Below are 26,907 nucleotides of genomic sequence, written 5' to 3'. Positions count from 1 at the left end.
ACACGTAGTATTTATTTATTTTTTCTTTTTGTAATTTTTTAAAGAAAAACCATAAGCTATTCTAATTCCAAGTTGATCGGTGTGGTAGTCATTATAATGTTCATAGCGCAAACTGACATCAATATACTTGTTTGCAAAGCCAATAGAAGGGCTTAAAATAAGAGTGTTCCCCATTCCTTTATGTGTACCGAAACCGGCTCCGGCTTCGCCCATCGCATAAATATTTTTGCTCATGAAATGTTTAAAACCAGCTTTGACTGGTACAAAACCTAAATCTCCATCATCTCCATTAAATAGGTGTGTGTATCCTGATGTAAGCGTAAATGATGTTTTCTTACTGACATCATATTGTAGTCGAGCATCTATACCAATGGTAGCATCGTAATCTCCATCGGTTGGGACTCCCGCATTTAAGCCTAAGCCAATTCTAAAACCTTTAGGATAATAAGGTTTGTCTTTTTTCTGTGCTATAGCTGGTGAGGCTATAAATAGAGCAGTTGTTAGTAAAGTAAAAGTAAATTTTTTACTTAATGCAATCATGAATTATTGAGTTTTATAAGTTATAATGGATACTAGTAAGCAAAAAACTTGCCGTTTGAGAATTGATTTTCGCAGATTCAGTTAAGTTAAAAAGTTTAATTCGCCTTCAAGACTGTATATTTGCAAAAAAGTACAACAATGAATTTATCTATTTATTACAAAGAATTTAATTATAACATCCGATTGGCGTATCCTATTATTTTAGCAATGTTAGGACATACAATTGTAGGTGTTGTAGATAATATCTTAGTAGGTAAAATAGGAGCAACTGAATTAGCAGCAGCTTCTTTAGCTAATAGTTTTGTTTTTATAGCAATTTCACTAGGTGTCGGATTTTCAACAGCTTTAACGCCTTTAGTCGCACGTAGTGATGCTGAAAATGACACTGAAGGTGGAAGATCTGTATTTGTCAATGGTTTGTTCTTATGTACTATAATAGGGGTGATTTTATTCTTTTTAATATTTTTTTCAAAGCCATTATTAGCCTATATGGGGCAGCCAAAAGAGGTTACTTTGTTAGCAAAACCATTTCTTGATGTAGTCGCATTATCACTTATACCGATGGTAATGTACCAAGCGTATAAGCAGTTTGCAGATGGTAAATCAAAAACAAAAAATGCTATGTATGCAACTATTATAACTAATATTACTAATTTAATATTGAGTTATTCTTTGATACATGGTGTGTGGATTTTCCCCAAAATGGGAATGCTTGGTGCAGCATACGGGACATTAATAGCACGTATTGTTATGCTTGTTTATATGCATTTTGCATTGCGTAAACAGTCGATATTTAAAGCTTTCTTATGTGATCTTAAGTTTAGTGAAATTAAAAAAGAAATGGTACAGAAGATTACAAAGATTGGTTTACCTTCTGGTATGATGAGTTTCTTTGAAGTAGCTTTATTCGTTGGAGCTGTATGGCTGTCAGGAATGATTGGAACAGTAGCGCAGGCAGCAAATCAAATAGCATTAAGTATGTCTTCTATGACTTTTATGTTTGCTAGTGGATTGAGTGTTGCAGCTATGATTAGGGTCGGTAATCAGAGAGGTTTGAAAGATTATGTACAATTAAAAATTGTGGCTAGGTCTATTATTTTGATGGCGGTTATGATATATACTGTTTTTGCCATTTTATTTGTGGTTTTTCATCAGTATATACCAATGTTATTTATGGATAATAAAGATATTGTAAATGCTGAAATCAATAGTGAAGTTATAAGTGTCGCAGGTAAATTATTACTGGTAGCAGCGATATTTCAAATCTCTGATTGTATACAAGTTGTAACCTTAGGTGCCTTACGTGGATTACAAGATGTCAATACACCTATGATTATTACTTTTGTTTCATATTGGATTATAGGATTCCCAGTATCAATTTACTTAGGACTATACACAAGCTTAGAAGCAACTGGAATATGGATAGGATTATTAGCAGGTTTAACAACTGCAGCTATTTTTTTATATCTTCGCTTTCATATACTGTCAAACAGATTAATAAGAAACAATTAATATATTTAATATGGAATTACCAAAGTTTGTTTTAGCTGATAATACTGATACTTCAGATGATATTTTTATTATCCACCTTGAGTTTCCTCGTTTTATAGTAAACTTAAACACGGATGAGATTGAGTTTTTAGAAGCAATTGAAGAGTCTGAAGAGTCTGAAATTGAAGCAGAAATGGAAACTCTATTAGTAAAAGCAGGTGAGTTTTACGAGAGAGAAATGGAACGTTATGTAGAAGATGAAGATTTAGAAGACTAATCTAATCCCCTTCTTTAAAATAAAGTTTTAAGATTTGTTGAGCAGCTGCAAAAGGTGATAATTCATTATTTTGCACTGCTTTTTTATTTACAGCAATTTGTTCTTTTATAGAAGGAGAATTGTAAAATTGCATTAATATATTTTCATTGATTGTCTCCATCATCCAATATTGATTCTGTTCTCTGCGCTTTGTATCAAAATAAGTATTTTCTTTTGTAAGGGAAATATAGGATTCAATTAATTCCCATATTTCTTGAATACCAGTATTATTAATAGCACTACAAGTACTAACTTTCGGTGTCCATCCTGATGCTTTTTTTGGGAATAAATGCAGTGCTCTATTAAAATCTAGTTTTGCTAATTGTGCTTTCTTTGTATTCTCCCCATCAGCTTTATTAATTATAACTGCATCTGCCATTTCCATAATACCTCTTTTGATGCCTTGTAATTCATCTCCAGCACCAGCAAGATTTAATAGCAAAAAGAAATCAACCATACTGTGGACAGCTGTTTCACTCTGTCCTACGCCAACAGTTTCGATTAATATTACATCAAATCCACATGCTTCACATAAGATAATACTCTCACGTGTTTTTCTAGCAACTCCTCCTAGACTATCACCTGAAGCAGAAGGTCTGATATAAGCATTCTCGTCTTTCACTAAATCTTCCATGCGTGTTTTATCGCCCAATATACTCCCTCTACTAATACTACTGCTAGGATCTATTGCTAATACAGCTACCTTTCTACCCATACTGGTTAACAGTTTACCAAAGGATTCTATAAATGTACTTTTACCTACACCAGGTACTCCAGTAATCCCTATTCTTACGGAATTATTGGCATAGGGTAGGCATCCTTGTATTATTTTTTCAGCTTGCTGGTAATGATTTGGATTTAAACTTTCAATAAGTGTTATTCCTTGGCTAAGTGCTACTTTATCCTGATTAATGATTTGCTCGATAATTTGCTCTACAGAGCGTTTTTGTTGACGTCTTAATTGAAATTTTTTAATAACATCGGTATCGGTAGTGTTTGGTTGTTCAATACCTTTGTTTTCTTTGAGCGCTGAATTGTTCTTTTCTTTATCTGTAGTAGACACTTTATAGGAATTGATAAATTGATAAAGTAAAAGTAATAAAATAAGTTTCAAATAGAAATTAAAAGGAGTAAAGAGTCATTTTTACTACTTATAAAGGATTTTTATATTAATTAAAATTATGCATGAAAACCAATGAGTAACATAACTTTCTTTGATCAGAGGATTTGTCTTTTTTGATGAAAGATTTTAATGTACTTTAATATCTTACTGTCAAGGTAGAGTTTTTTATTTTAGATGCTTGATAGTATAAGATCTAGTTTTTTTTCTTATTTGTTATTCTGTTATATGTTACTGTGTCTTAAATTGTCATAGTTAATAATGGTTGAAAACTCTCATTTATAAATCATTCTCAGACTTTTTCTTTTATAATCTTTTAAATGCTAGTGAGCTATTTTATATGATTGTTTTATCTTTAGGGTTTTTTAAAAAAAGCAACAACAAAAAACAACAACAATATGAACTCAATTTTAAGTTTACCTAAAGCTCTATTAGAAAAGGTAAATCAACAATCCCTCGCTCAAAAAACAGTATACCCTATTTTATTAGCTATTAGTTTTGGTCATTTGTGCAATGACTTTATACAAGCAATTGTACCAGCGATGTATCCAATGCTTAAAGAAAATTATACGCTTTCATTTGCACAAATAGGGATGATTACCTTTGCATTTCAAATTTCATCTTCATTATTACAGCCTTTAGTAGGTAATTTTACCGATAAACATCCCCAGCCATTTTCACAAATCTTCGGAATGATATGTTCTGCAATAGGTGTTGTAATGTTGAGTTATGCACCAAATTATGCAATTGTTTTGTGTGCCGTAGTAATGATAGGAATAGGTTCTTCTATTTTTCATCCAGAGTCTTCACGTGTATCATATGTAGCTTCTGGTGGCAAGCGTAGTTTAGCTCAGTCCATTTTCCAAATAGGTGGAAATACAGGAACTGCCTTAGCTCCCTTATTTGTAGCATGGTTAGTTATTCCAAACGGTCAGACTCATTTATTGTGGTTTGTTTTAGTTGCTGTGATAGCACAGTTTTTTTATTTCTTTATAGGTACTTGGTATAAGGGAGTATTAAATCACCCTACACACAAGAAAAAGAAAGTTATACGAATTCCTGAATTATCACAATTCAGAATAACATCTTCTATTGCAGTTTTACTATTATTGATATTCTCCAAATACTTCTATGTCGCTAGTATTTCAAGCTATTTTCAATTCTTTACAATGGAAAAGTTTGGAATAACTGAAGTGCAAGCACAGATTTATTTGTTTTATTTTTTATTATCTGTTGCTGCAGGTACACTAGTAGGGGGATTTTTTGGTGATAAAGTTGGACGTAAATATATTATCTGGTTCTCTGTATTAGGAGCAGCTCCATTTACTTTATTACTGCCTTATGCAAGTCTTTTTTGGACAGGCATCTTAATTGTTATTATTGGTTTTATTATTTCTTCAGCATTTCCTTCAATATTAGTTTATGCACAAGAGTTATTACCAAGAAAGATTGGAATGGTATCAGGATTGTTTTATGGTTTTGCTTTTGGTATGGGAGGATTAGGTTCTGCAGTACTAGGGTGGTGGGCAGATCACACTTCTATTGAAAATATTTACCATATCTGTGCTTATCTTCCTCTAATAGGTATTATTGCTTGTTTATTACCTAATATGAAAAAAGTGAAATTCAGAGAGGAAATATAAAGCAAATAAATTATATTTGCTTATAATCAATGTTTTATAAGTATGAAATATTTTGTTGTAATAATATTAGTGGCTATTTTTAGTATAAGCTGCAACAGTTCAAAACAAGTATATGCTACTAGTTTTGATGAAAATTATAAAAAAGAGTATGAAGTTAGCATTGCTGAATTTAATGAAAATGCAGATCCACAGATTTATATGAATATTGATAAAAATGTTTATTTCATTAAAGAATATAAGATGTATTCATTCAAAAAAGATTTAGTGAATAATATTAATCATTACAGCGATACAGTACGTCCTAGAGTATTTGATAAAGGAAATAAGGACGTATTCTTTATGAAAGAAAAAATTAATACAAGCAATTGATATAAAAATTAAAAGGCGTAAAAACATCAGTTTTACGCCTTTTAATTTTTTATTTAAGAAATAGAATTGTCTACAGAATTTTACCACTTAAGAACATTGCTGCAATGCTAAAGTAAATTATCAGTCCAGATACGTCTACTAAAGTGGCAACAAAAGGAGCCGATGCAGTGGCAGGGTCCATGCCAAATCTACGTAATATAAAAGGAATTAACGAACCCGATAGTGTTCCCCATAACACTATAAATAACAGCGATACTGAGACACTCATTCCTATAGCAAACCAATATTCTCCATAGTCATATATACCTGCTTCTTGCCAAATAAATATCCTGATAAAACCTATAATACCTAATATTCCTCCAAGCATAACCCCTGAGGCAATTTCTTTACGCATTACATACCACCAGTCAGAAAGTTTTAATTCCCCTAATGCCATTGCACGTATAATTAAAGAAGCTGCTTGTGATCCTGAGTTACCTCCACTAGAAATAATTAAAGGGACAAATAGAGCTAATACTACTGCTTTTTCAATTTCATCTTCGAAATGTCCCATAGCTGAAGCTGTAAGCATTTCTCCTAAAAACAATATAATTAACCATCCTGCACGTTTGCGTACTAATTCGAAAAGAGGTGTATGTGTATAGGAAAGATCTAATTCTTCCATACCCCCGAATTTCTGAATATCTTCTGTATCCCTCTCTTTAATTTTGTCTAAAATGTCGTCAAATGTTACAATCCCTACTAGAACACCTTTTTCAGTAATAATAGGAAGAGCAGATCTATCATATTTCTCGAATATATCAAAAGCCTCTTCCATTTCCGTCATTGTTTTAATTGCAACAAAGTTATGGTCAATTAATTCTGAAATTAATGTGTCTTCATCTGCTAGTAGAAGTTCACCGACTTTTAAGTCATCGATAAGAACATTGTTATCATCTACAACATAAATATAGTTTAAGGTTTCTGCCTTCTTTCCATATTTTTTGATGTGTTGAAATACTTGTTTGACTGTTCTATTAGCTTTTGATTGAATATACAGAGGTGTCATTAATCTAGCTATACTATCTTCTTTATAGCCAATTAAATTAAGAGCTATTTGTTTCTCTTTGTCATTAAGCAGATTAATAGAGTATTTTATTAATTCATCTGGAAAATTCTCAAGTAATTCGGTACGGTCATCAGGTTCAAGATTATTTAATACGTCTGCATAATCTTCTTGTGTCATGCTTCGTACAATCTCTTCTTGAATATTAATGTCTAAAAAAGAAAATACTTCAACTTTCAGATCAGGCGAAAGTTTTAGGAATTCAAGATTTCGCTCTTTTCTTTTCATTTCAGAAATAGCTTCAGCGATATCGGCTGGGTGCATATCTATAAATGTCATAGATTGAAGTTTTTAAAGATTAGAATTATATGTTTTTTACAAAGTAGTGCAAAAGTACGCTTTACTATCTTTACTTAAAAATTTCTAATGATATTATAATAAAAAAGATAGATGTTTGTGAAGTAAATACTTAAAAATTATAAGTTATGTTTTGTTTTATTTAATAAAAAACGTTTTAAAGTATTAAAATAAAGATGTTTTAGTACACAATAATGTTTTTTTGATAGTTGGTATGGGGGTTGAGTGTTTTCTAAATTACAGCAGATTAGTATCGATAAAAAAAATAAGGGAAGCTATATAGTTCCCTTATTTTTTGTTATTCATTGTTTATAATAGATTTATCAAGTAATGGTGCATCCAAGCTTTTTTTAGCTTTAGCTCCCATTTCTTTTAGCTTGTGAACGGAAGTAATTAAGTTCCCTTTTCCTTCACTTAATTTATTAAAAGCATTGTCATATTCGTTTTTAGTTTCGTCTAGCTTTTTCCCAACCTTAGTAAGGTCATTTATAAGGCCTACAAATTTGTCATATAGTAGTCCTGCTTGTCTAGCTATTTCATATGCATTTTCTTGTTGTTTGTGCTGACTCCACATTGTTTCTATTGTTCGTAATGTAGCTAATAGAGTAGAGGGAGTTACAATTACAATATTCTTTTCAAATGCCTTTGTATATAATGAATTGTCACTATTAATAGCAATAGAGAATGCTGTTTCTATTGGGATAAATAATAATACAAAATCAGGACTAGTCCCTTTATATAGCTCGTGATAGTTTTTTTCTGAAAGTCCATCTATATGTCTTTTAATAGATAATAAATGTTCTTGTAGGTAACGTTTTTTTAAAGCTTCATCTGTTTCATTAATATATTGTTCATAGGCTACTAATGATACTTTGGAATCAACGACCATGTGACGTTGATCAGGTAGATGAATAACTACATCGGGTTGTAATCGATTGCCATTATCAGAAGTATAGCTTTGCTGTGTTTGATATTCGCGCCCTTTTTCTAAACCTGATTTTTCCAATACACTCTCTAGAATCATTTCTCCCCAATTTCCTTGCATCTTATTATCTCCTTTTAGAGCTTTTGTAAGGTTAAGGGTCTCCTCGCTCATCTTTAAATTAACTTTTTGTAACCCAAATATTTGTTCGCGTAGAGCTGCATGGTGATCAATACTTTCTTTATGTGTCTGGTCTACTTTTTGTTCAAAGGCTACTATTTTTTGTTGTAGAGGATTAAGTAGCGTTTCAAGATTTACTTTGTTTTGTTTGGTGAACTTCTCACTTTTTTCTTCTAATATTTTATTAGCGAGGTTTTCAAATTCAATAGTAAAGCGTTCTTGTAGAGCAAGCGTTTCTTTTTGTTGAAGTTCTAAACGTTCTTTTAAATTGTTATTTTCTGTTTCACGTATAGAAATACGAGCAATTAATTCTTGATTGTCATGTCTTAGAATCTCATTGTTTTCTTCAATTGCTAATTTCTCGTGTTGCAGTTGTGAAATCTGTTTTGACAAGTAATTGCTTTCTGCTTGTAGCTTTATTATCTCATCTGTATTAGATGATTTCGCTTTACTAGCTTTTCCTATGATAAATGCAATGACTATTAAAACGGCTAATAGACCAATAAGAATTTCTTGTGACATACTCTAGTGATAATTTATGAAAGTGTGTATTAATGGTAAACAAAAATAGTAATTTATAGTTGTATTAGTTGAGTGAAAGTTGCTACGGTTTTTAGCAAAAAAAAGAAGGGTTAGCAATAGAGCTAACCCTTCAGATGTATTATTTAAGATTTAAAATCATTATCTACTTAAGTACATTTTTCTTCTAGAATAGATTTCGTAGAATTGGTCATCTCTTAAGTTATCGATAAATAAAATGCTTTCTCCTGTAGATTTCATTTCAGGTCCTAAAGCTTTATTTACATTTTTAAATTTATTAAAAGAGAATACTGGAGTTTTAATTGCATATCCTTTTAATTGTGGATTGAATTCAAAATCAGTAACTTTTTTCTCACCTAGCATTACTTTAGTAGCATAGTTTACATAAGGTTCACCATATGCTTTTGCAATGAAAGGAACTGTTCTAGATGCTCTAGGGTTTGCTTCAATGATGTAAACTACATCATCTTTAATTGCAAATTGAATATTGATTAAACCAACTGTTTTTAAAGCTACAGCAATTTTCTTAGTGTGATCTATAATTTGATTTAAAACAAATTCCCCTAAGTTAAATGGAGGTAACATAGCATGGCTATCTCCTGAGTGTACACCACAAGGTTCTATGTGTTCCATAATACCAATTATATGTACATTCTCTCCATCACAAATAGCATCTGCTTCTGCTTCTATAGCACCTGCTAAGTAGTGGTCAAGTAATAAAGAATTACCAGGAATTGAGTTTAATAGTTCAATTACGTGCTCTTCTAATTCTTTTTTGTTAATTACAATTTTCATTCCTTGACCTCCAAGTACATAAGAAGGACGAACTAATAATGGGAAGTCTAATTCATCTGCCAACTTATTCGCTTGTTCTGCTGTTTTTGCAACACCAAACTGAGGGAATGGTATTTGTAATTCTTCTAAGAGAGTAGAAAAACGACCACGATCTTCTGCTAAGTCTAATGCATCATAGCTTGTACCAAATATCTTAATTCCATATTTATGTAGCTTTTCTGCTAATTTTAAAGCAGTTTGCCCACCTAATTGTACAATTACACCTTCAGGCTTTTCATGTCTGATGATATCGTATATGTGCTCCCAGAATACAGGTTCGAAATATAATTTATTTGCAGTATCAAAGTCTGTAGAAACAGTCTCGGGATTACAGTTAATCATAATTGTTTCATAACCACATTCTTCAGCAGCTAATACTCCGTGTACGCAAGAGTAATCAAATTCAATACCTTGTCCAATTCGGTTAGGTCCTGAACCAAGTACTACAACTTTTTTCTTATCAGAAACGATACTCTCATTAGATACATATCTCGTACCATCAGGTCTTTCTATTTCCGCTTCAAAAGTAGAGTAGTAATAAGGTGTTTGTGCAGGGAATTCAGCCGCACATGTATCTACTAATTTAAATACACGTTGAATATTCATAGTATCACGTAAATCGTGAACTTTACTTTCAAGAGTATTTAGCATATGTGCTATTTGTCTATCTGCAAAACCTTTTTGTTTTGCTTCAAGTAACAAATCTTTTGGTAATGTGTCAATATTATATTTAGAAATTTCTTTTTCTAAAACATATAGTTCTTCATATTGTTTTAAGAACCACATATCTATTTTAGTAATTTCATGTATTCTACTTAATGGAATACCATGCTGTATCGCATCGTATATAGTGAATACTCTATCCCAGCTAGCATTAGTAAGTTTGTCAATAATTTGGTCATAGTTGGTATATCCTTTACCATCTGCACCAAGACCATTTCTTTTAATTTCTAATGATTGTGTAGCTTTGTGAAGCGCTTCTTGGAATGAACGTCCAATACCCATTACCTCACCAACTGATTTCATTTGAAGACCTAACGTGCGATCAGCTCCTTCAAATTTATCAAAGTTCCAACGAGGTATTTTTACAATTACATAATCTAAAGTTGGCTCAAAAAGAGCTGAAGTAGATTTAGTAATTTGGTTTTGCAATTCATCAAGCGTATATCCTAAGGCTAGTTTTGTTGCAATTTTTGCAATTGGATATCCTGTAGCTTTAGATGCTAAAGCAGATGAACGAGATACACGAGGGTTGATCTCAATCGCTACGATATCTTCTTTTTCATCTGGTGAAACTGCAAATTGTACGTTACAACCTCCAGCAAAGTTTCCAATGCTACGCATCATTTTGATAGATAAATCACGCATTCTTTGGAATGTTCTATCAGATAGAGTCATAGCTGGAGCTACAGTTATACTATCCCCTGTGTGAATACCCATTGGATCCATATTTTCGATAGTACATATAATAACTACGTTATCATTTTTATCGCGTAATAATTCCAATTCGTATTCTTTCCATCCAAGTAAAGCTTTGTCTATAAGAACTTCGTGGATAGGTGACGCTTCTAATCCGTAAGTAAGCAGGTCATCAAATTCTTCTGCAGTATGTACAAAAGCCGCTCCTGTACCTCCAAGTGTAAATGAAGGACGGATTACTAAAGGAAAACCAAATTCTTGTGCGATTTCCTTACCTTCTAAAAATGATGTAGCAGTTTTTGCCGGAGCTACTGGTACATCTATAGTTGCTAGAAGTTGTTTGAATTGCTCGCGATCTTCAGTAACATTAATTGCGTTAATATCTACTCCGATTAGTCGCACTCCAAAGTCAGCCCAAATACCTTTCTCATCACATTCTAAACATAGATTCAATGCAGTTTGTCCTCCCATTGTAGGTAATACAGCATCGATTTCGGGATGAGCAACAAGAATTTCAATAATTGATCTTGCAGTTAATGGTTTTAAGTAAATATGATCTGCCATAGAAGGGTCAGTCATAATTGTAGCGGGGTTGGAGTTGATCAGAATAACTTTGATTCCTTCTTCTCTTAATGATCTAGCTGATTGTGAACCTGAATAATCAAATTCGCAAGCTTGTCCAATAATTATTGGTCCCGAACCAATAATTAAAACCGTTTTGATAGAAGTGTCTTTAGGCATCTTTTTTTTGTGTTGTTATGTTAAATACTTTATTATTAGTAAAGTAAGTTTAGTGTTGTGTGTGTGATTGTGTGTGATTGCTTCCGACAATGTATAAAAAAAGGCGTTACAACTAATAGTAACACCTTTATTTATGCTTTTAATAAAACATTATTTTTTATGTCTTGTTTCACAAGAAACAGATATTTTATGTCTTCCTTTAGCTCTTCTTGCTGCTAATACTTTTCTACCGTTTGGTGTAGACATTCTTTCCATGAAACCGTGTTTGTTTCTTCTTTTTCTATTCGATGGTTGAAACGTTCTCTTGCTCATTGCTTTTATCTTTAAATCTTAAATTTTACTATTTCTCGCCAGCTTTGAAAGTGTTGTCTCAAAACCGAGTGCAAATATATAAAGTCTTTTTTCTCTTACAAAACCTTTTTTGAAAAATATTTCAAAATATCCTATTATCACTAAGAAATACAGCAGAAAAGAAAGTAGGTACTTATAGTAATATAACAAAAATCTTATTATTACTTTTGCAGCTCGCAATATAACATATAAAAAGATATGAATTTAAGTTTATTTAGAAAAGTTTGTTTAAACGGTATAAAATACTTTCTGTATTTCCTATTTGTATTTTTTATAGGACGTCTTTTCTTCTTACTTACTTATGGTAATATGTCAGAATTATCTAATTTCAAATTAGGGATAGCTGAAGCTTTTATAGTAGGAGCTCGTTTTGATGTATCTGCAATTTGCTATGGATTTTTACCCATTGCTTTACTATGGTTAATAGCTCTATTTATACCTAGTAAGTGGAATACCTCTTATATTAAGTTCTATCACTTATTTGCAAAGTACTTTTTGTTATTGGTATTATTACTCTTCGTATCGTTAATAATTATAGATTATTTCTTTTATCAGTTTTTTCAATCTCATATTAATTTATTGTTTTTTGGAATTTTTGAAGATGACACTACTGCTGTACTTAATTCTGTATGGACTGATTATCCAATTTTTAAGATCATTGGAGTCTTTATTATTGCTGTAATAGGCTTTTTATTTATCTCGCGTTTGATTAAAAAATCATTACTCAGACCTATTACTTTTCAGAGTAAGATTATCAGCCTTGTATTATTATTAATATTTCCTTTGTTTTTTGTAGGAATGAGAGGAAGTTTAGGCGTTTTTACTTTAAGAAGAGAGCATACCAATATTACTGTTAATGAGTTTGTTAATTCATTGTGTTATAATGCTCTTTATTCTCTAAAGTTTGCAAATTCAGAGCGCAAACAAAATGCAATTATACCTGATATAGATAGAGAACTTAATAATAGTGGTTTTGCAAGCAAGAAAGATGTATTAAAAGAGTATCAAGGAGATTTGCCTCCTATGTTTGATGAAGATTTAAATGTTGTAACTGCCTCTAATGAGTTTTTAGAAAAGAATCCTCCTAATGTTATTTTCCTGCAAATGGAGAGTATGAGTAATCATTATTTTGATATGAATTCAAAAGAGCTAAATCTTTTGGGTGATTTAGCAGATGAGTTACCAAATTTATATTATTTCAAAAATGCTCTTTCGGCTTATAATGGTACAATACAGACTTTAGAAAACTTTTTAATAGGAACACCAAAAACGATTATATCTCAATCTTTATATTTCAATACCCCTTTTAGCACCTCTATTGCATTACCTTTTAAATCTAAAGGTTACTCAACATATTTCTTAACCGGAGCTAGTATTTCATGGCGAAATATTGATAAAATGATTGAGCGACAAGGATATGATTTTATAGAAGGTAAAAATAATATTCTAGAAAAAAATCCAAATGCGGAAGAGTTTGCATGGGGCGTACATGATGGTTATTTGTTTGATTATATTATGGATAAATTAAAGGAAAACGAGGGTACACCTAAGTTTATCTTTGGATTGACTATTAGCAATCATACTCCATTTGAGATTCCAAAAAATTATAAAGCTTACCCAATAAAAATGTCTGATAGTCTAAAGCAGACAATTAGAGTAGATGAGGAAACAGCATATGCTAACTTTTATTCACATCAATATGCAGCTTCTGAATTAGCACGCTTAATTAAGATGATAAAAGAATCGCCTTATGGAGAGAATACTATTATTGCTGCTTCTGGAGATCATAATATTAGACAAGTTTTTGAATATACACCAGAGGAAGGTTTTTTAAAAAGAAGTGTCCCTATCTTATTTTATATTCCAGAAAAGTATAAACCTGCTTTCTATAATAATGAAGTAATAGGATCGCATAAAGATATCTTTCCTACTTTATTTAATTTGAGCCTTTCAAATGCTAAATATTCTTATACTGGTGATAATCTGTTTAGTAAAGAAGTGCCTTTCCGTTTTGGTATTAATGATTATAACTTTATTGCTGATTCAATAGGAGTAGTGTCCATAGAGAATAATCAACCTTATTATTATGAATGGGTAAATAATCAAAAAAGAAAACTAAAAGTAAGCAATAGCGATGCTGGGCATGCAAAGTATTTGTTAAATAAAATGAATTCGTTTAAAACGATGAAGACAATTAATATATACGAAGATATTCTCAAGGCTCAAGAACAGAATAAATAACATTTTTAGTGTAATTTATCATTTTAACAGGTTACTTTCTTGCAAGAAAGTAACCTGTTTTGTTATAGAAGACATCTTGCCCATTTCGTTTATTAGGACAGGTGTTAACTATTATTTCTTTACTTCTAACAATTTTTCTAAGGTTCTATGAATCAAAATCAGCATTAATAAATTAATCCTAGTAGAGGTATTTCATCATTAGTTAATTACTTAGTTATGTATGCAGAATAGAATTCTATACCTAATACATCTTTTACATATCAATAGGTTAGAAGGTTTTCTGTGAATACTTTAATTATCAAAGCACAACAAAAAAATACCTCACTTTTTTTAATCATAAAAAGCGTATCTATTTAATTTATAATGATTTATGTTAAAAATGATTTATTGAGGTAAAATTGGAATACTTGTCAAGACTAGTATTCATAAGGGTTCGAGCGAAATGCTTCAACACTTCTTCAACACTTTCCCATGATTGCTCCATATAGAGGGTTATTTGTTGAAGGAATCTTGAAGAAGTGTTGACGCATTGTTGAAAAAATCATTTTATCTATAGTAATTAAGGCGCATGTCTACTGTAATAAAGGCATCTATGAAATCAAAAATTCTATGAATTATTTTAGTCACTTCTATTCAAAAAAGGCCTTTGAATAATTAAACGGTTATAATGAATTGGATGAGTAATAATAAGATGAAGTCACCTTGATTTTTTTGTTTTCTGAAATTTCTATAGTTCTGCTTTATTTTACAAAATTCAAGACAACTTCATAGTTATTTTCTTATGAGAACTTAAAAATCAGGATAGTTCCATTTGTTATTCAGCCAGTTTTTATATCACTTAGTAATTAAAGTTGTGATATAAAGCAGTGTTAATGTGTTTTTTAGCAAATAAGTACTATGTGTATTTATTTTGCTCATTAAATGTAAACTGCTGTTCATTTAATAAATGTATAGTGTAAAAACTCAGTACAGTGTTTTAGAATAAATTACTATTTTACATCAACGATATTCAATACAGTTGTGTGAAGAAGCTAGACTGTGACAATTTACTATAATAAAAATAAGAGGTAGTTAATAAAGTTTTACTTATATTCGCAGGGTAATTCTTAAAAAAAATAAGGATTACAGACGAAGATAGGTTATACTTAGTTGTATATGAAAAGGGAATCATGTGTAAATCATGAACTGTCGCGCAACTGTAAGTAACACAAAAGATTTTTATCCATAGTGTTCCACTGTTATTTATAATGGGAAGGACGATAAAAGTTGTTACAAGTCAGGAGACCTGCCTAATTCTTTTAAAGACTATGCTTTCGCGGTTTAGAGCTTAATGTCAAGTTGAATACGTAGATTAGTTATTTACTCTCTATTTTTTAAGAATAGAGCAATTTATTTTATTGTCCAATACTTGTTGGATATTGCGTATTTATCTTTTCGTTAAATCATCTTTTCCTATCATTTTCTTTTAAAAGTTTTAGTGCTATATACCATTAAGATTTATATAAGTATTATTCGTTTTTTAATTATTAATTATAAAAACAATTATAGCGTTGAGTGATTTAATGGTTTTAGAAGAATCTGTAGATGCCCGCAAAATAAAAGCGGAAACACATGTGTTTAAAGTGGTTTTTCCTGATACGACGAACCATCATAATACAATGTTTGGTGGTAGAGTAATTATGATGATGACAGAAACTGCTTTTATGACAGCAACTCGCTTTTGCCGTAAGAATTTCGTAATTGTTAGTAGTGATAGAATTGATTTTAGTAGACCAATACCGGCAGGTTCATTAGTTGAATTAGTTGGTAATGTGGAGTCAATAGGTAATACTAGCATTAGAATTAAAGTCGATGTGTTTAGAGAAAAGATGAAAGAGGAGTATCGACAAAAAGTTGTTTCAGGTATTTTTACTTTAGTAGCTTTAGATGATGATTTTACACCTATCCCAATATTGGATAAGGTAGCACGATAATAAATTTTGTAAGCATCTTACATTTTTTAGTTTTTGGTAGAAAATAGCTCTTTAATTAGAGCTATTTTCATTTGTATTAATTTTTGTTACTTTTCTTCCTCCTTGGTTTTATAGTTTTTAAATACTTATATTTAAGTAGATAACATTTTTTTTTAATTCGTATTGTAACTTTAACAGATGTGTAATTGAAAACTTTTATGGATAAGATATTAGTATTGCTAGATTTTAGTTAACTAGAATAGAAGATAATGATATAGTGATAAAATCATAAATCTGTGGTTTGTGCTATTTAATCTCCTGAAAGAATAATATATAATGATTAGAACGCAATTAGTTTTGTAGTATCAAAATAATAGCGTTTTTTTATACTATACAACGTTATTGTTTTTTAATTAAAATTTAGAAATGGAAAGTACTTTAGATTTCGATAATTTAGAACGACCAGTTTTATTACAATTTTATGCTGATTGGTGTGTTCCATGTAGGACATTATCTAATGTAGTTGATCATATAGAAGATGATATTAGAGCGTATGTTGATTTTGAACGTATAAATATAGACGAGAATAGAGAGTTGAAAGAAGAATTCTTTATACGTTCTGTTCCAACGATAATTTTATTAAATACTAGCGGGGATATTTACTGGAGATATACGGGTATAGTGACTCCTCAAGAGATAATGAAACATGTAAGGTCGGTAGGTTAGTAATAAACTATATTATCTAATTTTTTAATTATCTAGAACTAGTGAGGGAATTGATTTATATAATAAAAACAATCCTATCTGGTGAAGATAGGATTGAATTAAAAAACTATAGAAAACTAAAAATAAAATAATAAATCACAGAATAGCTAAATAATGGTTGATTTACTATGTGGGACATTATCTTGATATCTCAAACCTGTTCTGTATTTTATATGATGACATATAAAATCTCCTACTTGAATAGTTGAGTATTGAGATGATTTATTTAAATCGGGTGTAAGTACGCCTGCATAAATACAATATTGTACTGCATCTCGGATTGCTTCTGCTGCTTCTTGTTCACCTAAATAGTCTAGCATCATAGCGCTACTTAATATTGAGGCAATTGGGTTAGCAATTCCCTTACCTTTTGCCTGTGGATAAGAACCGTGTATTGGTTCAAATAAAGCAGTCTGCTCACCAATAGAAGCAGAAGGGAGTAAACCTATAGATCCACCAATCACACTTGCTTCGTCAGATATAATATCGCCAAACATATTTTCGGTTAGTATAACGTCAAATTGTTTAGGGTTTAATATTAATTGCATTGCAGCATTATCTACAAACATAAAATCTACTTCTACATCTGGATATTCAATAGCAATAACTTTTACTACTTTTCTCCAAAGTCTAGAAGTTTCTAAGACATTTGCCTTATCTATTAATGTAAGTTTTTTATTTCTTTTTTGTGCTGATTTAAATGCTAAGTGTGTAATTCTTTCTATTTCTTCTTGATGGTAAGTACAAATATCAGTGGCTGATTTACCATCGTCAGAAGTATATTTTTCTCCAAAATAGATACCACTGATTAATTCTCTATAAATGATCAAGTCTGTATCTTTTATAATTTCTTCTTTTAATGGACTTAAGCTGCTTAATTTACTGTACGATTTTATTGGTCGAACATTAGAAAAAAGACCTAATTCTTTTCTCAATGCTAATAAACCTTGTTCTGGGCGTACTTTTGCATCTGGGTTGTTATCATATTTAGGATCACCAATAGCACCAAATAAGATTGCATCTGCACTTTTACAAATTGCTAAGGTTTCTGGAGGTAATGGTTTATCTGTTTGATCAATTGCTTGTGCTCCTATTAAGGCATAATGATAGTTTAATTGTACAACGTATGTTTGTGCAACTGTCTTTAATACTTTGATTGTTTCTTCTATTACTTCGGGACCTATCCCGTCACCTGGAAGAACTGCTATTTGGTATGTTTTTGTCATAATTTTAGTTTTTTAGTTTGTTCTCAAAGGCTTCAATTTTACTTTTTTGACTTAGTAAATAATCTATATCATCGTATCCATGTAATAAACATAGTTTTTTATATGGATCAATATCAAAGTGTTGTTTCTGGTTATTTACTTCAATATATTGTTGTTTGACATCTACAATAATTTTAGTTGCAGGGTTTTGTTCTATTTCTGTTAATAAGTAATTTAGATACTCAGTGCTAACAACAACAGGGAGTAGTCCATTATTTAAAGCATTTCCTTTAAATATATCGGCAAAATAACTACTTACCACAACTCTAAAACCGTAATCAGTTAATGCCCAAGCTGCATGTTCTCGACTACTACCACAACCAAAGTTATTACCTGCTACAAGAATTTTTCCACTGTATTTTAAATTATTTAAAGGGAAGTTTTGTTTAATTGCTCCATTGTTTTCATATCTCCAATCCCTAAATAAGTTTTCACCAAAACCAGCTCTATTTATACTTTTTAAAAAGCGAGCAGGAATGATTTGATCAGTATCTATATTTTCTATAGGCAATGGTACCGCTGTTGATTCTATTTTAATTAATGCTTGCATATTCATTTAGTTTTTGGTAGGTAATTTTTCCTTCTATTGCTACTATTGCTGCTGTAAGGGGACTCGCTAATAACGTACGAGCTCCTTGTCCTTGTCTACCTTCAAAATTTCTATTAGAGGTCGAAACGCAATAATCGCCAGCAGGTATCTTATCATCATTCATTGCCAAACAAGCTGAACATCCTGGTTGACGAATTTGAAAACCTGCCTCTTCAAATATCTTATCTAATCCTTCTTCTTTTATTTGTTGTACAACTTGCTGTGATCCCGGAACTATTAATGCGTTTATTTCTTTAGCTATTTGCTTTCCTTGGATATATGATGCCGCAACTCTAAAATCCTCAATTCTGGCATTGGTACAACTTCCTATAAAAATATGTCTGACAGGAATACTTTCTAGAGATTGCCCTCCATACAAATCCATGTACTGGAGTGCTTTTTTTTCAGATTCGCTACTACTTTTTGGAATAGCGTGATTGATTGAGATCCCCATGCTAGGATTTGTTCCATATGTAATCATAGGTTGTATATCCTCAGCATTAAAAACATATTCTTTGTCAAAAACAGCTTCTTTATCAGTCGGTAAAGTTTTCCAGTAGGCTACTTTTTTATTCCATTCATCTCCTTTGGGTGCAAACTTACGTCCATATAGATAATCAAATGTTGTTTGATCAGGTGCAATCATTCCACCACGAGCACCCATTTCAATACTCATATTGCAGACAGTCATTCGTCCTTCCATACTCATTTCTGTAAATACGTTACCAGCATATTCGCAAAAAAATCCAGTTCCTGCGTCTGTGCCTACTTTGGAAATAATGTATAGAATAATATCTTTTGGCTGTACAAAATCATTAAGCTTTCCATTAACTGTAACTCGCATCGATTTAGGTTTATTCATTAGCACACATTGACTAGCAAATACTTGTGCTACTTGACTTGTACCTATTCCAAAAGCAATAGTACCAAAAGCACCATGAGTAGAGGTATGACTATCTCCACAAACCATACTCATACCAGGTTGTGTAATTCCTAGTTCAGGAGCTATAATATGAACAATGCCTTGATAAGGGTGGCCTAAACCATAAAGTTCAACACCATTTTCGCTGCAATTATCTGTTAACTGTTGAACTTGTTGTTTTGATAATTCATCTTTTATAGGTAATTCCTGATTTAGTGTTGGAACATTATGATCTACAGTTGCTACAATCTGTTTTGGTCTAAAAAGCTTAATATTTCTTTTTCTTAGTTCATCAAATGCTTGTGGACTTGTTACTTCATGAATTAGGTGTTTGTCTATATATAAAATTTCCGGTCCATCTTCTATACGCTCTACAACGTGAGCGTCCCATACTTTATCAAATAAAGTTTTAGGTAGATTATTCATCTTTACTATTTGTTATGCGTGGTTAATTAATTGCTTTTTACTATAAGAATTCATTAATGTAAAAAGATCTTTTTCTGTTACTTCTTTCTTAGTATCTGCCAACATTAAAAAATGTTGATACAAAATATCTAATTCTGTTTTAGTAACGTCATAACCTATATTCTTAAATCGATAGGCTAATGCTGAACGTCCGCTTCTGGCAGTTAATACTATTGAAGATTCATTTATCCCAACTTCTCTAGGATCAATAATTTCATAAGTATCTCTTCTCTTGATTACACCATCTTGGTGTATACCAGAACTATGTGCAAAGGCATTAGCACCAACAATTGCTTTGTTGGGTTGTACAAACATTCCCATTGTCGTGGATGTAAGTGTACTTAATTCATTTAGCATAACTGAATTAATATCTGTATGAAATCCCAACTTTTCATGTTGTTTGATAATCATTACCACTTCTTCTAAAGCTGTATTACCAGCACGTTCTCCAATTCCATTAATGGTACATTCAATCTGTCTAGCACCATTTATAATTCCAGCAATTGCATTTGCTGTTGCCATTCCTAAATCATTGTGACAGTGACAAGATATAATAGCTTGTTCTATATTCTTGACATTATCTTTTAGAAACTTAATCTTTTCTCCATAATCAGAAGGAAGACAATAACCGGTGGTGTCCGGAATATTTACTACGGTAGCGCCAGCTTGAATTACAGCTTCACATACTTTAGCTAAAAATAGATTATCTGTTCTACCAGCATCTTCAGCATAAAATTCTACGTCATCAGCAAATTGCTTTGCATAAGTGACAGCTTCAACTGCGCGTTCGAGAATATCATCTTGAGTCGAATTGAATTTATATTTAATATGCGATTCAGATGTTCCTATACCTGTGTGAATACGTGGTTTTTTTGCATATTGTAATGCTTTAGCTGCCGCTTCAATATCCTTTTTATTCGCTCTAGTTAATGCACATACTTTTGCATTTTTTACAATTTTGCTGATTTTTTGCACAGCTTCAAAATCACCAGGACTTGAAATAGGAAAACCAGCTTCGATAACATCCACACCAAGTTCATCGAGTTTGAGGGCAATATTTATTTTTTCTTGTTTATCTAGTTTACAACCAGGTACTTGCTCTCCATCTCTAAGGGTAGTGTCAAAAATCTCTATTTTTTCCGTTTTCATACTGTGTGTTTTAAAGTAACTTTGGACAAAAGTGGTTATTCGCTTTTTTGTTTTTTTATATTTGTTTTTTTTTACAATGTCAAACTAAAAACGAAATAAATTAATTTGTTGATTTTTAGTGTTTTAATAATATTTTTTATACAATGTCAAATTCAAGTAAAGAGTCACTTTTTGTACTGATTAAATCAATGACTAGGTCTGAAAAAAGACAATTTACGTTATACGTAAATCGTCTTCAGAATAACTATGATGCAAAGTTTATCTCTTTATTTAATCTCATTGATAAAATGGAAGTCTATGATGAACAGTTAATCTTGAAAAAAAATATAAGTAGTAAACAACAGTTATCTAATTTAAAGGCAAATTTATATCGCACTATATTAATTAGTTTGAGAATGAATCCAAGTAAAAAAAATACAAGGATACAAATTCGAGAACAGTTAGATTTTGCAACTATTTTATACCAAAAGGGATTGCACAAACAGAGTTTAAAAATATTAGATAAAGCAAAAACTAATGCTTTAGACTTACAAGAGAAGACATTAGCCTTAGAAATAATTGAATTAGAAAAAGTGATTGAATCTCAATATATAACACGTAGTATTAGTGGAAGAGCAGGAGAATTAATAGCACAATCTGAATTGTTAAGCGAACAGTATCTTTATGCTACTAAGCTATCTAATTTGTCTCTTGAGTTTTATAATGAGATGCTTACTTCAGGATATGCCAAAAGTAAAGAAGATAAGAAAAGGATCACGAGATTGTTTCAAGAAAAATTAACAACGATTAAGATTGATGATTTAAAGTTTAGAGAGAAACTTTGGTATTATAAAGCGCACGTTTGGTATTGTTTTTTGGTGCAAGATTATAGAGGCGCTTATAAGTATAGTACTTTATGGGTGCAACTTTTTTATGATCATCCAAAGATGATTATTAGTAATCCTATATGGTATTTGAAAGGAAACTCTTACTTATTTAAGTTGATTTTATTATTCAAATCAGTTGATCGTTTTTTAGTTTGGAATGAAAAACTTGAAAAAGTATTGAATAGCGGTATGTTTCCTCAGTCAAGTAATATTGATTCACAAGTATTTTTATTACAGTTTAATAATAAATTGAATCATGAATTTATTAAGCAAGATTATAATGGTAGTTTGTTGTTTATAAAGCAATTACAAAGAGGGGTAAAAGAATATCAAAATATGATAGATGAGCATCACTTTTTAGTACTTTATTTTAAAGTAGCCGCTTTGTATTTTGGTTATAAGAGCTATGAAAATACCATTGTTTATTGCAACCAGATTCTATATAAAACAAAATATTCTGTTCAAGAGGACCTTTTGTTTCATACACGAATATTATCACTAATGGCTCAGTTTGAATCAGGAAAAGATGAAAAATATGAAGAATATATCTTAGCGAATAAACTACTAATGTCAAAAATGAAGAATCAAACGCCTATTCATGAGTCATTTATGAAATTGTTTGAAGGCTTAGTTAAATGTTACCCACAAGAGCGCAATCAAGTTTTAATTGAATTTGCGGAGGAGGCAAGAAGTTTGTTTAAAAATAAATATTATAGACGAAGTATTCTTTATATAGATGTACTAAGTTGGGCAGAACGAAAGATTGTAAAATAAAAAAGCTCCATTGCAAATTTGCAATGGAGCTTTTAAATTATTTTTTGCTTCCTCCTGATAAAAAATAATAGATTACATATAGCCATCCTAGAACAAAGTGAATAATTGCCCATAGAATAGATTTATTTTTAGTCCATGATAAATATGCAGCTAAGATAGATCCTATACTTACTCCAAATAATCCTCCGCCATACAATTTGATAGAAGGACTAGAAGCTAATGCAAAACTAGTAGTGAGTAATGCAAAAGCAACAAAAAGTGTTTTTGTGTTCTTCATAATTATTTTATTGATTAAGTTTTGGTAATTAATTTGAAATAAAGTTAAATATAATTGTATTTAAATAATAGAAGAATAGCGTTTTTTTACTTTTTGTTAAAGTTGTAGACAAGAATAATCTTTTATTCTAAGGAAGAATAATAGGTAGAATAAAGAGTTTAATTGATTTTAGAATCGCTTGATGAAATAAAAAAGCGAAACATAATTGTTTCGCTTATATTTTTAATGCTTGTGTAGAAAAGCTTGTCGCTCTAGAAGCGTTTCTTCACTTTCGACATGATTGTCATCTGGTACACAACAGTCTACTGGGCATACCGCAGCACATTGTGGTTCTTCGTGAAAACCTTTACATTCTGTACATTTCGAAGGTACTATATAGTAAAACTCGTCAGAGATTGGTTCTTGAGCTGCTTCTGCATCAACTTCTGTCCCATCAGGAAGAACTATCTTACCAGATAGAGCAGTTCCATCTTTATATCTCCAATCATCAGCTCCTTCATATATCGCTGTATTAGGACATTCAGGCTCGCAAGCACCACAATTAATGCATTCGTCTGTTATAATGATTGCCATAGCTTATATTTTGTTTTATATGTATTAACTTTGTTGCAAATTTACACCCAAAAGTATTCACAAACAAATCAATATGAATTTAGATATTAAAAAAAATTCATTCGTAAAGTTAGGTGATTTTTTACGCCAATTTGCTGCTAATGAATTCGTAATAAACAATGATGTTTGTCATAATAATGAATTTTATAGTGAGTTTGAAAGATTAATTTTAGACTCTGTTCATTATAATGGTTGGTTTACTAAAGAACAAGTCGTTATTGCAATCAGATCGTGGTCAGATGCTTTGACAGAAGAAAATCTAAATAAGTGGATAGCTAATTATGATTTTTCTAGAGAGCCATTAAAAAAAGTAGCATTAATCTTAGCAGGAAATATTCCATTAGTAGGATTTCATGACTTTCTATCTGTATTAATATCGGGTAATATTGCTCTTGTAAAAACATCTTCTAATGATCAAAAGCTTTTGCCCTTCTTGGCGAAGTATTTAGTTGCTATTACTCCTGAATTTGAAAGTAGAATTGAATTTGTAAAAGGTAAATTAGAAGGCTTTGATGCTGTTATTGCTACAGGAAGTAACAATACTGCAAGATATTTTGATTACTATTTTAGTTCAGTTCCTAATATCATTAGAAAGAATAGAAATTCAGTTGCTGTATTAGAGGGTAATGAGAGCCATGAGAATTTAATAAATTTAGGAAAGGATATTTTTACTTACTACGGATTGGGCTGTAGAAATGTTTCAAAACTTTTTGTACCTAAAGGTTATAATTTTGATTCTTTTTATCAGGGAATGTTTGAGTATAAAGATGTGTTAGAATATGAAAAATATACTAATAACTATGATTATAATAAAGCAGTTTTCTTGATGAGTGATTTCAAGATATTAGATAATGGGTTTTTAACTGTCAAAGAGGATTTAGGGTATTCTTCACCGATTTCATCTGTTTTTTTTGAATATTATAATAATATTGATGAGGTTAAGAATAAGCTAAAAGAAGATAAAGATAAAATTCAGTGTATAGTATCTAATAATATTATAGAGGGGAGTATTGCTTTTGGTCAAACACAAGACCCTCAATTATGGGATTATGCTGATGATATCGATACTTTAGCTTTTTTGCTTAACTTGTAATATATTATGCAAACGATACATAACTTTTGTGCTGGTCCATGTTTATTACCTTCAGAGGTTTATCAAGAGGCTGCTAAGGCTGTATTGAACTTTGATAATAGTGGATTATCTATTTTATCTATTTCTCATAGAAGTAAGGAATTTTTAAGTGTTTTAGAACAAGCAAAACAATTAGCTTTAGAACTTTTAAATTTAGAAGGTAAGGGGTATACTGTATTATTTTTGCAAGGAGGAGCGAGTATGGAGTTTTTACGTATCCCTTATAATTTATTAGATAAAAGAGCGGGATATATTAATACTGGTACTTGGTCAAGTAAAGCAATTGAGCAAGCAAAATTGTTTGGAGAGGTTAAATTAGTAGCATCTTCCGAGGATAAAAGATTTACTTATATTCCTAAGGATATAATCGTAGATGAAGAGCTGGATTATCTTCATTTCACATCTAATAATACAATTTATGGTACTCAGTTTAGAAGTGTTCCAAGAGCTGATTGTCCTATTGTATGTGATATGAGTTCAGATATTTATTCCCGCACATTTGATTATGATAAGATAGATTTGATTTATGCTGGTGCCCAAAAAAATATAGGACCTGCTGGATTAAGTGTTATTATTGTTAAGGATGAGATATTAGGAAAAGTAAAACGTTCTATTCCAAATATGCTTAATTATCAAGAGCATATCGATAAAGAAAGTTTATATCATACTGCTAATGTTTTTGGGATTTATACCTGTTTACTAAATTTTAAATGGTTAAAGAATTTAGGAGGTGTTTCAGAAATTGAAAAGCTGAATAATGAAAAAGCTGCAACCTTATATAATGCTATAGATAATTTAGAATATGTAAAAGGATTTGCAAATCTAGATTCTCGATCTAAAATGAATGTCACTTTTTCATTTGAGAATGACAAAATAGCTTCAATATTTGATGAATTATGCCGAGAGGAAAATATTGTAAATATAAAAGGACATCGTTCAGTGGGAGGTTATAGAGCATCTCTATATAATGCTCTTTCTCTGGAAAGTGTCCAAGTTCTTGTTTCTGTTATGGAAGCACTAAAAAGTAAAGTTTAATTAAATTGTTTTTTATGAAAGTATTAGCAAACGACGGTATTCCTACAGAGGTAAAAGTAGCTTTAGAAGAAAAAGGTTTTGAAGTGAAGGAGGTTAGAGTTGCTGGTGAGCAGCTTGTTAACTATACTAAGAAAAACGAGATAGATGTTTTATTAGTTCAGAATGGGACTTTGTTTAATAAACCTATGATTGAAAAATTAGATCATTTAAAAGCTGTCGTTTTTGCAGGTACTTTAATTAATATAGAATATATAGATACATTTAATCAAGCAGGTATAAAAGTTATTTGGGCTGAAGAGTCTTTGGCAAATGCGACTGCGGAGATGGTATTTGCTCATTTATTATCTGGATGTAGATTATTACAAGAGTCCAATAGAAATATGCCTTTAGAAGGAGATTCCTCATTTAAAATGTTGCAAGAGTCTTATAGTCATGGAATAGAGCTAGCAGGTAAAACGTTAGGTATATTAGGTATGAATAAAGCCGGTGAGTTAGTAGCGCAAAAAGCTTTAGCTTTGGGAATGCATGTTATTTATCACGATGACGAAGTAGAGGAACTCAATGCAGATTACGTACTTCCAAATGGTATTCATTTCAGAGTTAATTTAAAGTCTTCTGAAAAAGAAAAAGTTATTCATGATGCTCAATTTTTAACGATTCATACAGGTCATTTTGTGCCTTATTTAGTGGATAAAAAAGCATTTGAACATGCACACCATTTATTGGGTATTATAAATTGTGCCTATCCAGAGGCTATTAATGAAGTAGATTTAGTAGATAAAGTTAATGAGAAAGCTTTATTGTTTGCCGGTCTTGATCGCTTTGAGGAAGAACCGAAACCAGCAATTCAAGTTTTAATGCAGCCTGAGTTTTCACTTTCACCAAATATAAATACATCTACAGATCAGAGCAAAGTGTTAATTTGGGATGAAATTTTTGAAAAAATGCAAGTTTTGAGAAATTAAATAGTAGTTTTAGCTTTATAAAAAAATATG

23 protein-coding genes and 1 riboswitch are annotated in these 26,907 nt (G+C 31.0%); of the genes, 11 read left to right on the top strand and 12 right to left on the bottom strand.

What is annotated here, in order from left to right; all coding sequences use genetic code 11:
* Positions 1-15: 15 nt before the first annotated feature.
* The gene (locus RH98_RS03895; protein WP_010250713.1) at positions 16-540 is read right to left on the bottom strand and encodes a hypothetical protein; all 525 of its coding nucleotides are present in this window, start codon (positions 538-540) and stop codon (positions 16-18) included.
* A 138-nt stretch (positions 541-678) separates the two neighbouring features.
* Here RH98_RS03895 and RH98_RS03890 point away from each other — a divergent pair, with 138 nt between their 5' ends.
* Together RH98_RS03890 and RH98_RS03885 are read left to right on the top strand one after the other, a co-directional pair.
* On the top strand, positions 679-2,052 hold the full coding sequence (locus RH98_RS03890) for an MATE family efflux transporter (RefSeq protein WP_010250711.1): 1,374 nt from the start codon (positions 679-681) through the stop codon (positions 2,050-2,052).
* Positions 2,053-2,062: 10 nt separating this feature from the next.
* Entirely contained in the window at positions 2,063-2,308 is a 246-nt protein-coding gene (locus RH98_RS03885; RefSeq protein ID WP_010250709.1) for a DUF8828 family protein, read from the top strand.
* Position 2,309: 1 nt separating this feature from the next.
* Here RH98_RS03885 and meaB read toward each other — a convergent pair whose 3' ends face one another.
* On the bottom strand, positions 2,310-3,410 hold the full coding sequence (gene meaB / locus RH98_RS03880; protein WP_010250707.1) for a methylmalonyl Co-A mutase-associated GTPase MeaB: 1,101 nt from the start codon (positions 3,408-3,410) through the stop codon (positions 2,310-2,312).
* Between the two features lie 455 nt (positions 3,411-3,865).
* Between meaB and RH98_RS03875 the strand changes: the two genes are divergently transcribed.
* Positions 3,866-5,110, top strand: coding sequence for an MFS transporter (locus RH98_RS03875; RefSeq protein ID WP_010250705.1), 1,245 nt, complete (start codon positions 3,866-3,868; stop codon positions 5,108-5,110).
* Between the two features lie 42 nt (positions 5,111-5,152).
* On the top strand, positions 5,153-5,479 hold the full coding sequence (locus tag RH98_RS03870) for a hypothetical protein (protein WP_010250703.1): 327 nt from the start codon (positions 5,153-5,155) through the stop codon (positions 5,477-5,479).
* Between the two features lie 70 nt (positions 5,480-5,549).
* Here the strand turns inward: RH98_RS03870 and mgtE are convergent, their stop codons facing one another.
* The 4 genes from mgtE to rpmH all read right to left on the bottom strand — a co-directional run bounded on the left by mgtE (position 5,550) and on the right by rpmH (position 11,829).
* A complete protein-coding gene (gene mgtE, locus RH98_RS03865; protein ID WP_010250701.1) occupies positions 5,550-6,863 on the bottom strand; it encodes a magnesium transporter in 1,314 nt (437 codons plus the stop codon).
* Positions 6,864-7,179: 316 nt separating this feature from the next.
* A complete protein-coding gene (locus tag RH98_RS03860) occupies positions 7,180-8,505 on the bottom strand; it encodes a DNA recombination protein RmuC (protein ID WP_010250699.1) in 1,326 nt (441 codons plus the stop codon).
* 159 nt (positions 8,506-8,664) lie between these two features.
* Complete coding sequence (carB, locus tag RH98_RS03855) at positions 8,665-11,517, bottom strand: carbamoyl-phosphate synthase large subunit (protein ID WP_010250697.1); 2,853 nt, start codon at positions 11,515-11,517, stop codon at positions 8,665-8,667.
* Positions 11,518-11,667: 150 nt separating this feature from the next.
* Positions 11,668-11,829, bottom strand: coding sequence for a 50S ribosomal protein L34 (gene rpmH / locus RH98_RS15395; protein ID WP_081498613.1), 162 nt, complete (start codon positions 11,827-11,829; stop codon positions 11,668-11,670).
* 237 nt (positions 11,830-12,066) lie between these two features.
* Here rpmH and RH98_RS03850 point away from each other — a divergent pair, with 237 nt between their 5' ends.
* The 3 genes from RH98_RS03850 to RH98_RS03840 all read left to right on the top strand — a co-directional run bounded on the left by RH98_RS03850 (position 12,067) and on the right by RH98_RS03840 (position 16,787).
* Entirely contained in the window at positions 12,067-14,109 is a 2,043-nt protein-coding gene (locus tag RH98_RS03850) for an LTA synthase family protein (RefSeq protein WP_010250693.1), read from the top strand.
* Between the two features lie 1,119 nt (positions 14,110-15,228).
* Positions 15,229-15,416: riboswitch (cobalamin riboswitch) on the top strand.
* Between the two features lie 255 nt (positions 15,417-15,671).
* Complete coding sequence (locus RH98_RS03845) at positions 15,672-16,082, top strand: acyl-CoA thioesterase (protein ID WP_010250691.1); 411 nt, start codon at positions 15,672-15,674, stop codon at positions 16,080-16,082.
* A 405-nt stretch (positions 16,083-16,487) separates the two neighbouring features.
* Positions 16,488-16,787: a thioredoxin family protein gene (locus RH98_RS03840; protein ID WP_010250689.1), complete on the top strand. Its 300-nt coding sequence runs from the start codon at positions 16,488-16,490 to the stop codon at positions 16,785-16,787.
* Positions 16,788-16,933: 146 nt separating this feature from the next.
* On the opposite strand, the gene leuB is transcribed toward RH98_RS03840, so the two are convergent.
* The 4 genes from leuB to RH98_RS03820 are packed head-to-tail and all read right to left on the bottom strand — an operon-like array spanning position 16,934 to position 21,216.
* On the bottom strand, positions 16,934-18,052 hold the full coding sequence (gene leuB / locus RH98_RS03835) for a 3-isopropylmalate dehydrogenase (RefSeq protein ID WP_010250687.1): 1,119 nt from the start codon (positions 18,050-18,052) through the stop codon (positions 16,934-16,936).
* Between the two features lie 4 nt (positions 18,053-18,056).
* Positions 18,057-18,641, bottom strand: coding sequence for a 3-isopropylmalate dehydratase small subunit (gene leuD, locus RH98_RS03830; protein ID WP_026038729.1), 585 nt, complete (start codon positions 18,639-18,641; stop codon positions 18,057-18,059).
* Entirely contained in the window at positions 18,625-20,028 is a 1,404-nt protein-coding gene (gene leuC / locus RH98_RS03825) for a 3-isopropylmalate dehydratase large subunit (RefSeq protein ID WP_010250683.1), read from the bottom strand. Before leuC ends, leuD begins: the two co-directional genes overlap by 17 nt.
* A 12-nt stretch (positions 20,029-20,040) precedes the next feature.
* Complete coding sequence (locus tag RH98_RS03820; protein ID WP_010250681.1) at positions 20,041-21,216, bottom strand: 2-isopropylmalate synthase; 1,176 nt, start codon at positions 21,214-21,216, stop codon at positions 20,041-20,043.
* Between the two features lie 143 nt (positions 21,217-21,359).
* On the opposite strand from RH98_RS03820, the gene RH98_RS03815 reads away from it, so the two are divergent.
* Positions 21,360-22,856 carry a hypothetical protein gene (locus RH98_RS03815; protein ID WP_010250680.1) on the top strand — a complete coding sequence of 499 codons (1,497 nt, stop codon included), beginning with the start codon at positions 21,360-21,362 and terminating at the stop codon, positions 22,854-22,856.
* 37 nt (positions 22,857-22,893) lie between these two features.
* Here the strand turns inward: RH98_RS03815 and RH98_RS03810 are convergent, their stop codons facing one another.
* Both RH98_RS03810 and RH98_RS03805 read right to left on the bottom strand, forming a co-directional pair.
* Positions 22,894-23,133 (bottom strand): hypothetical protein, encoded by a 240-nt coding sequence (locus RH98_RS03810; protein WP_010250678.1) that lies wholly within the window; start codon positions 23,131-23,133, stop codon positions 22,894-22,896.
* A gap of 222 nt (positions 23,134-23,355) precedes the next feature.
* Positions 23,356-23,706 (bottom strand): 4Fe-4S dicluster domain-containing protein, encoded by a 351-nt coding sequence (locus RH98_RS03805; protein ID WP_010250676.1) that lies wholly within the window; start codon positions 23,704-23,706, stop codon positions 23,356-23,358.
* Positions 23,707-23,779: 73 nt separating this feature from the next.
* On the opposite strand from RH98_RS03805, the gene RH98_RS03800 reads away from it, so the two are divergent.
* The 3 genes from RH98_RS03800 to RH98_RS03790 are packed head-to-tail and all read left to right on the top strand — an operon-like array spanning position 23,780 to position 26,877.
* A complete protein-coding gene (locus tag RH98_RS03800; RefSeq protein WP_010250675.1) occupies positions 23,780-24,838 on the top strand; it encodes an acyl-CoA reductase in 1,059 nt (352 codons plus the stop codon).
* Positions 24,839-24,844: 6 nt separating this feature from the next.
* A complete protein-coding gene (serC, locus tag RH98_RS03795; protein ID WP_010250673.1) occupies positions 24,845-25,912 on the top strand; it encodes a 3-phosphoserine/phosphohydroxythreonine transaminase in 1,068 nt (355 codons plus the stop codon).
* Positions 25,913-25,926: 14 nt separating this feature from the next.
* Positions 25,927-26,877: an NAD(P)-dependent oxidoreductase gene (locus RH98_RS03790; protein ID WP_010250671.1), complete on the top strand. Its 951-nt coding sequence runs from the start codon at positions 25,927-25,929 to the stop codon at positions 26,875-26,877.
* The last annotated feature ends 30 nt before the right edge of the window (positions 26,878-26,907 follow it).

The organism is Myroides injenensis M09-0166, from assembly GCF_000246945.1.
In the GTDB taxonomy this organism is placed as follows: domain Bacteria; phylum Bacteroidota; class Bacteroidia; order Flavobacteriales; family Flavobacteriaceae; genus Flavobacterium; species Flavobacterium injenense.
The sequence above is the reverse complement of the archived record's forward strand: the minus strand, read 5'-3'. Positions and strand labels throughout refer to the sequence as shown.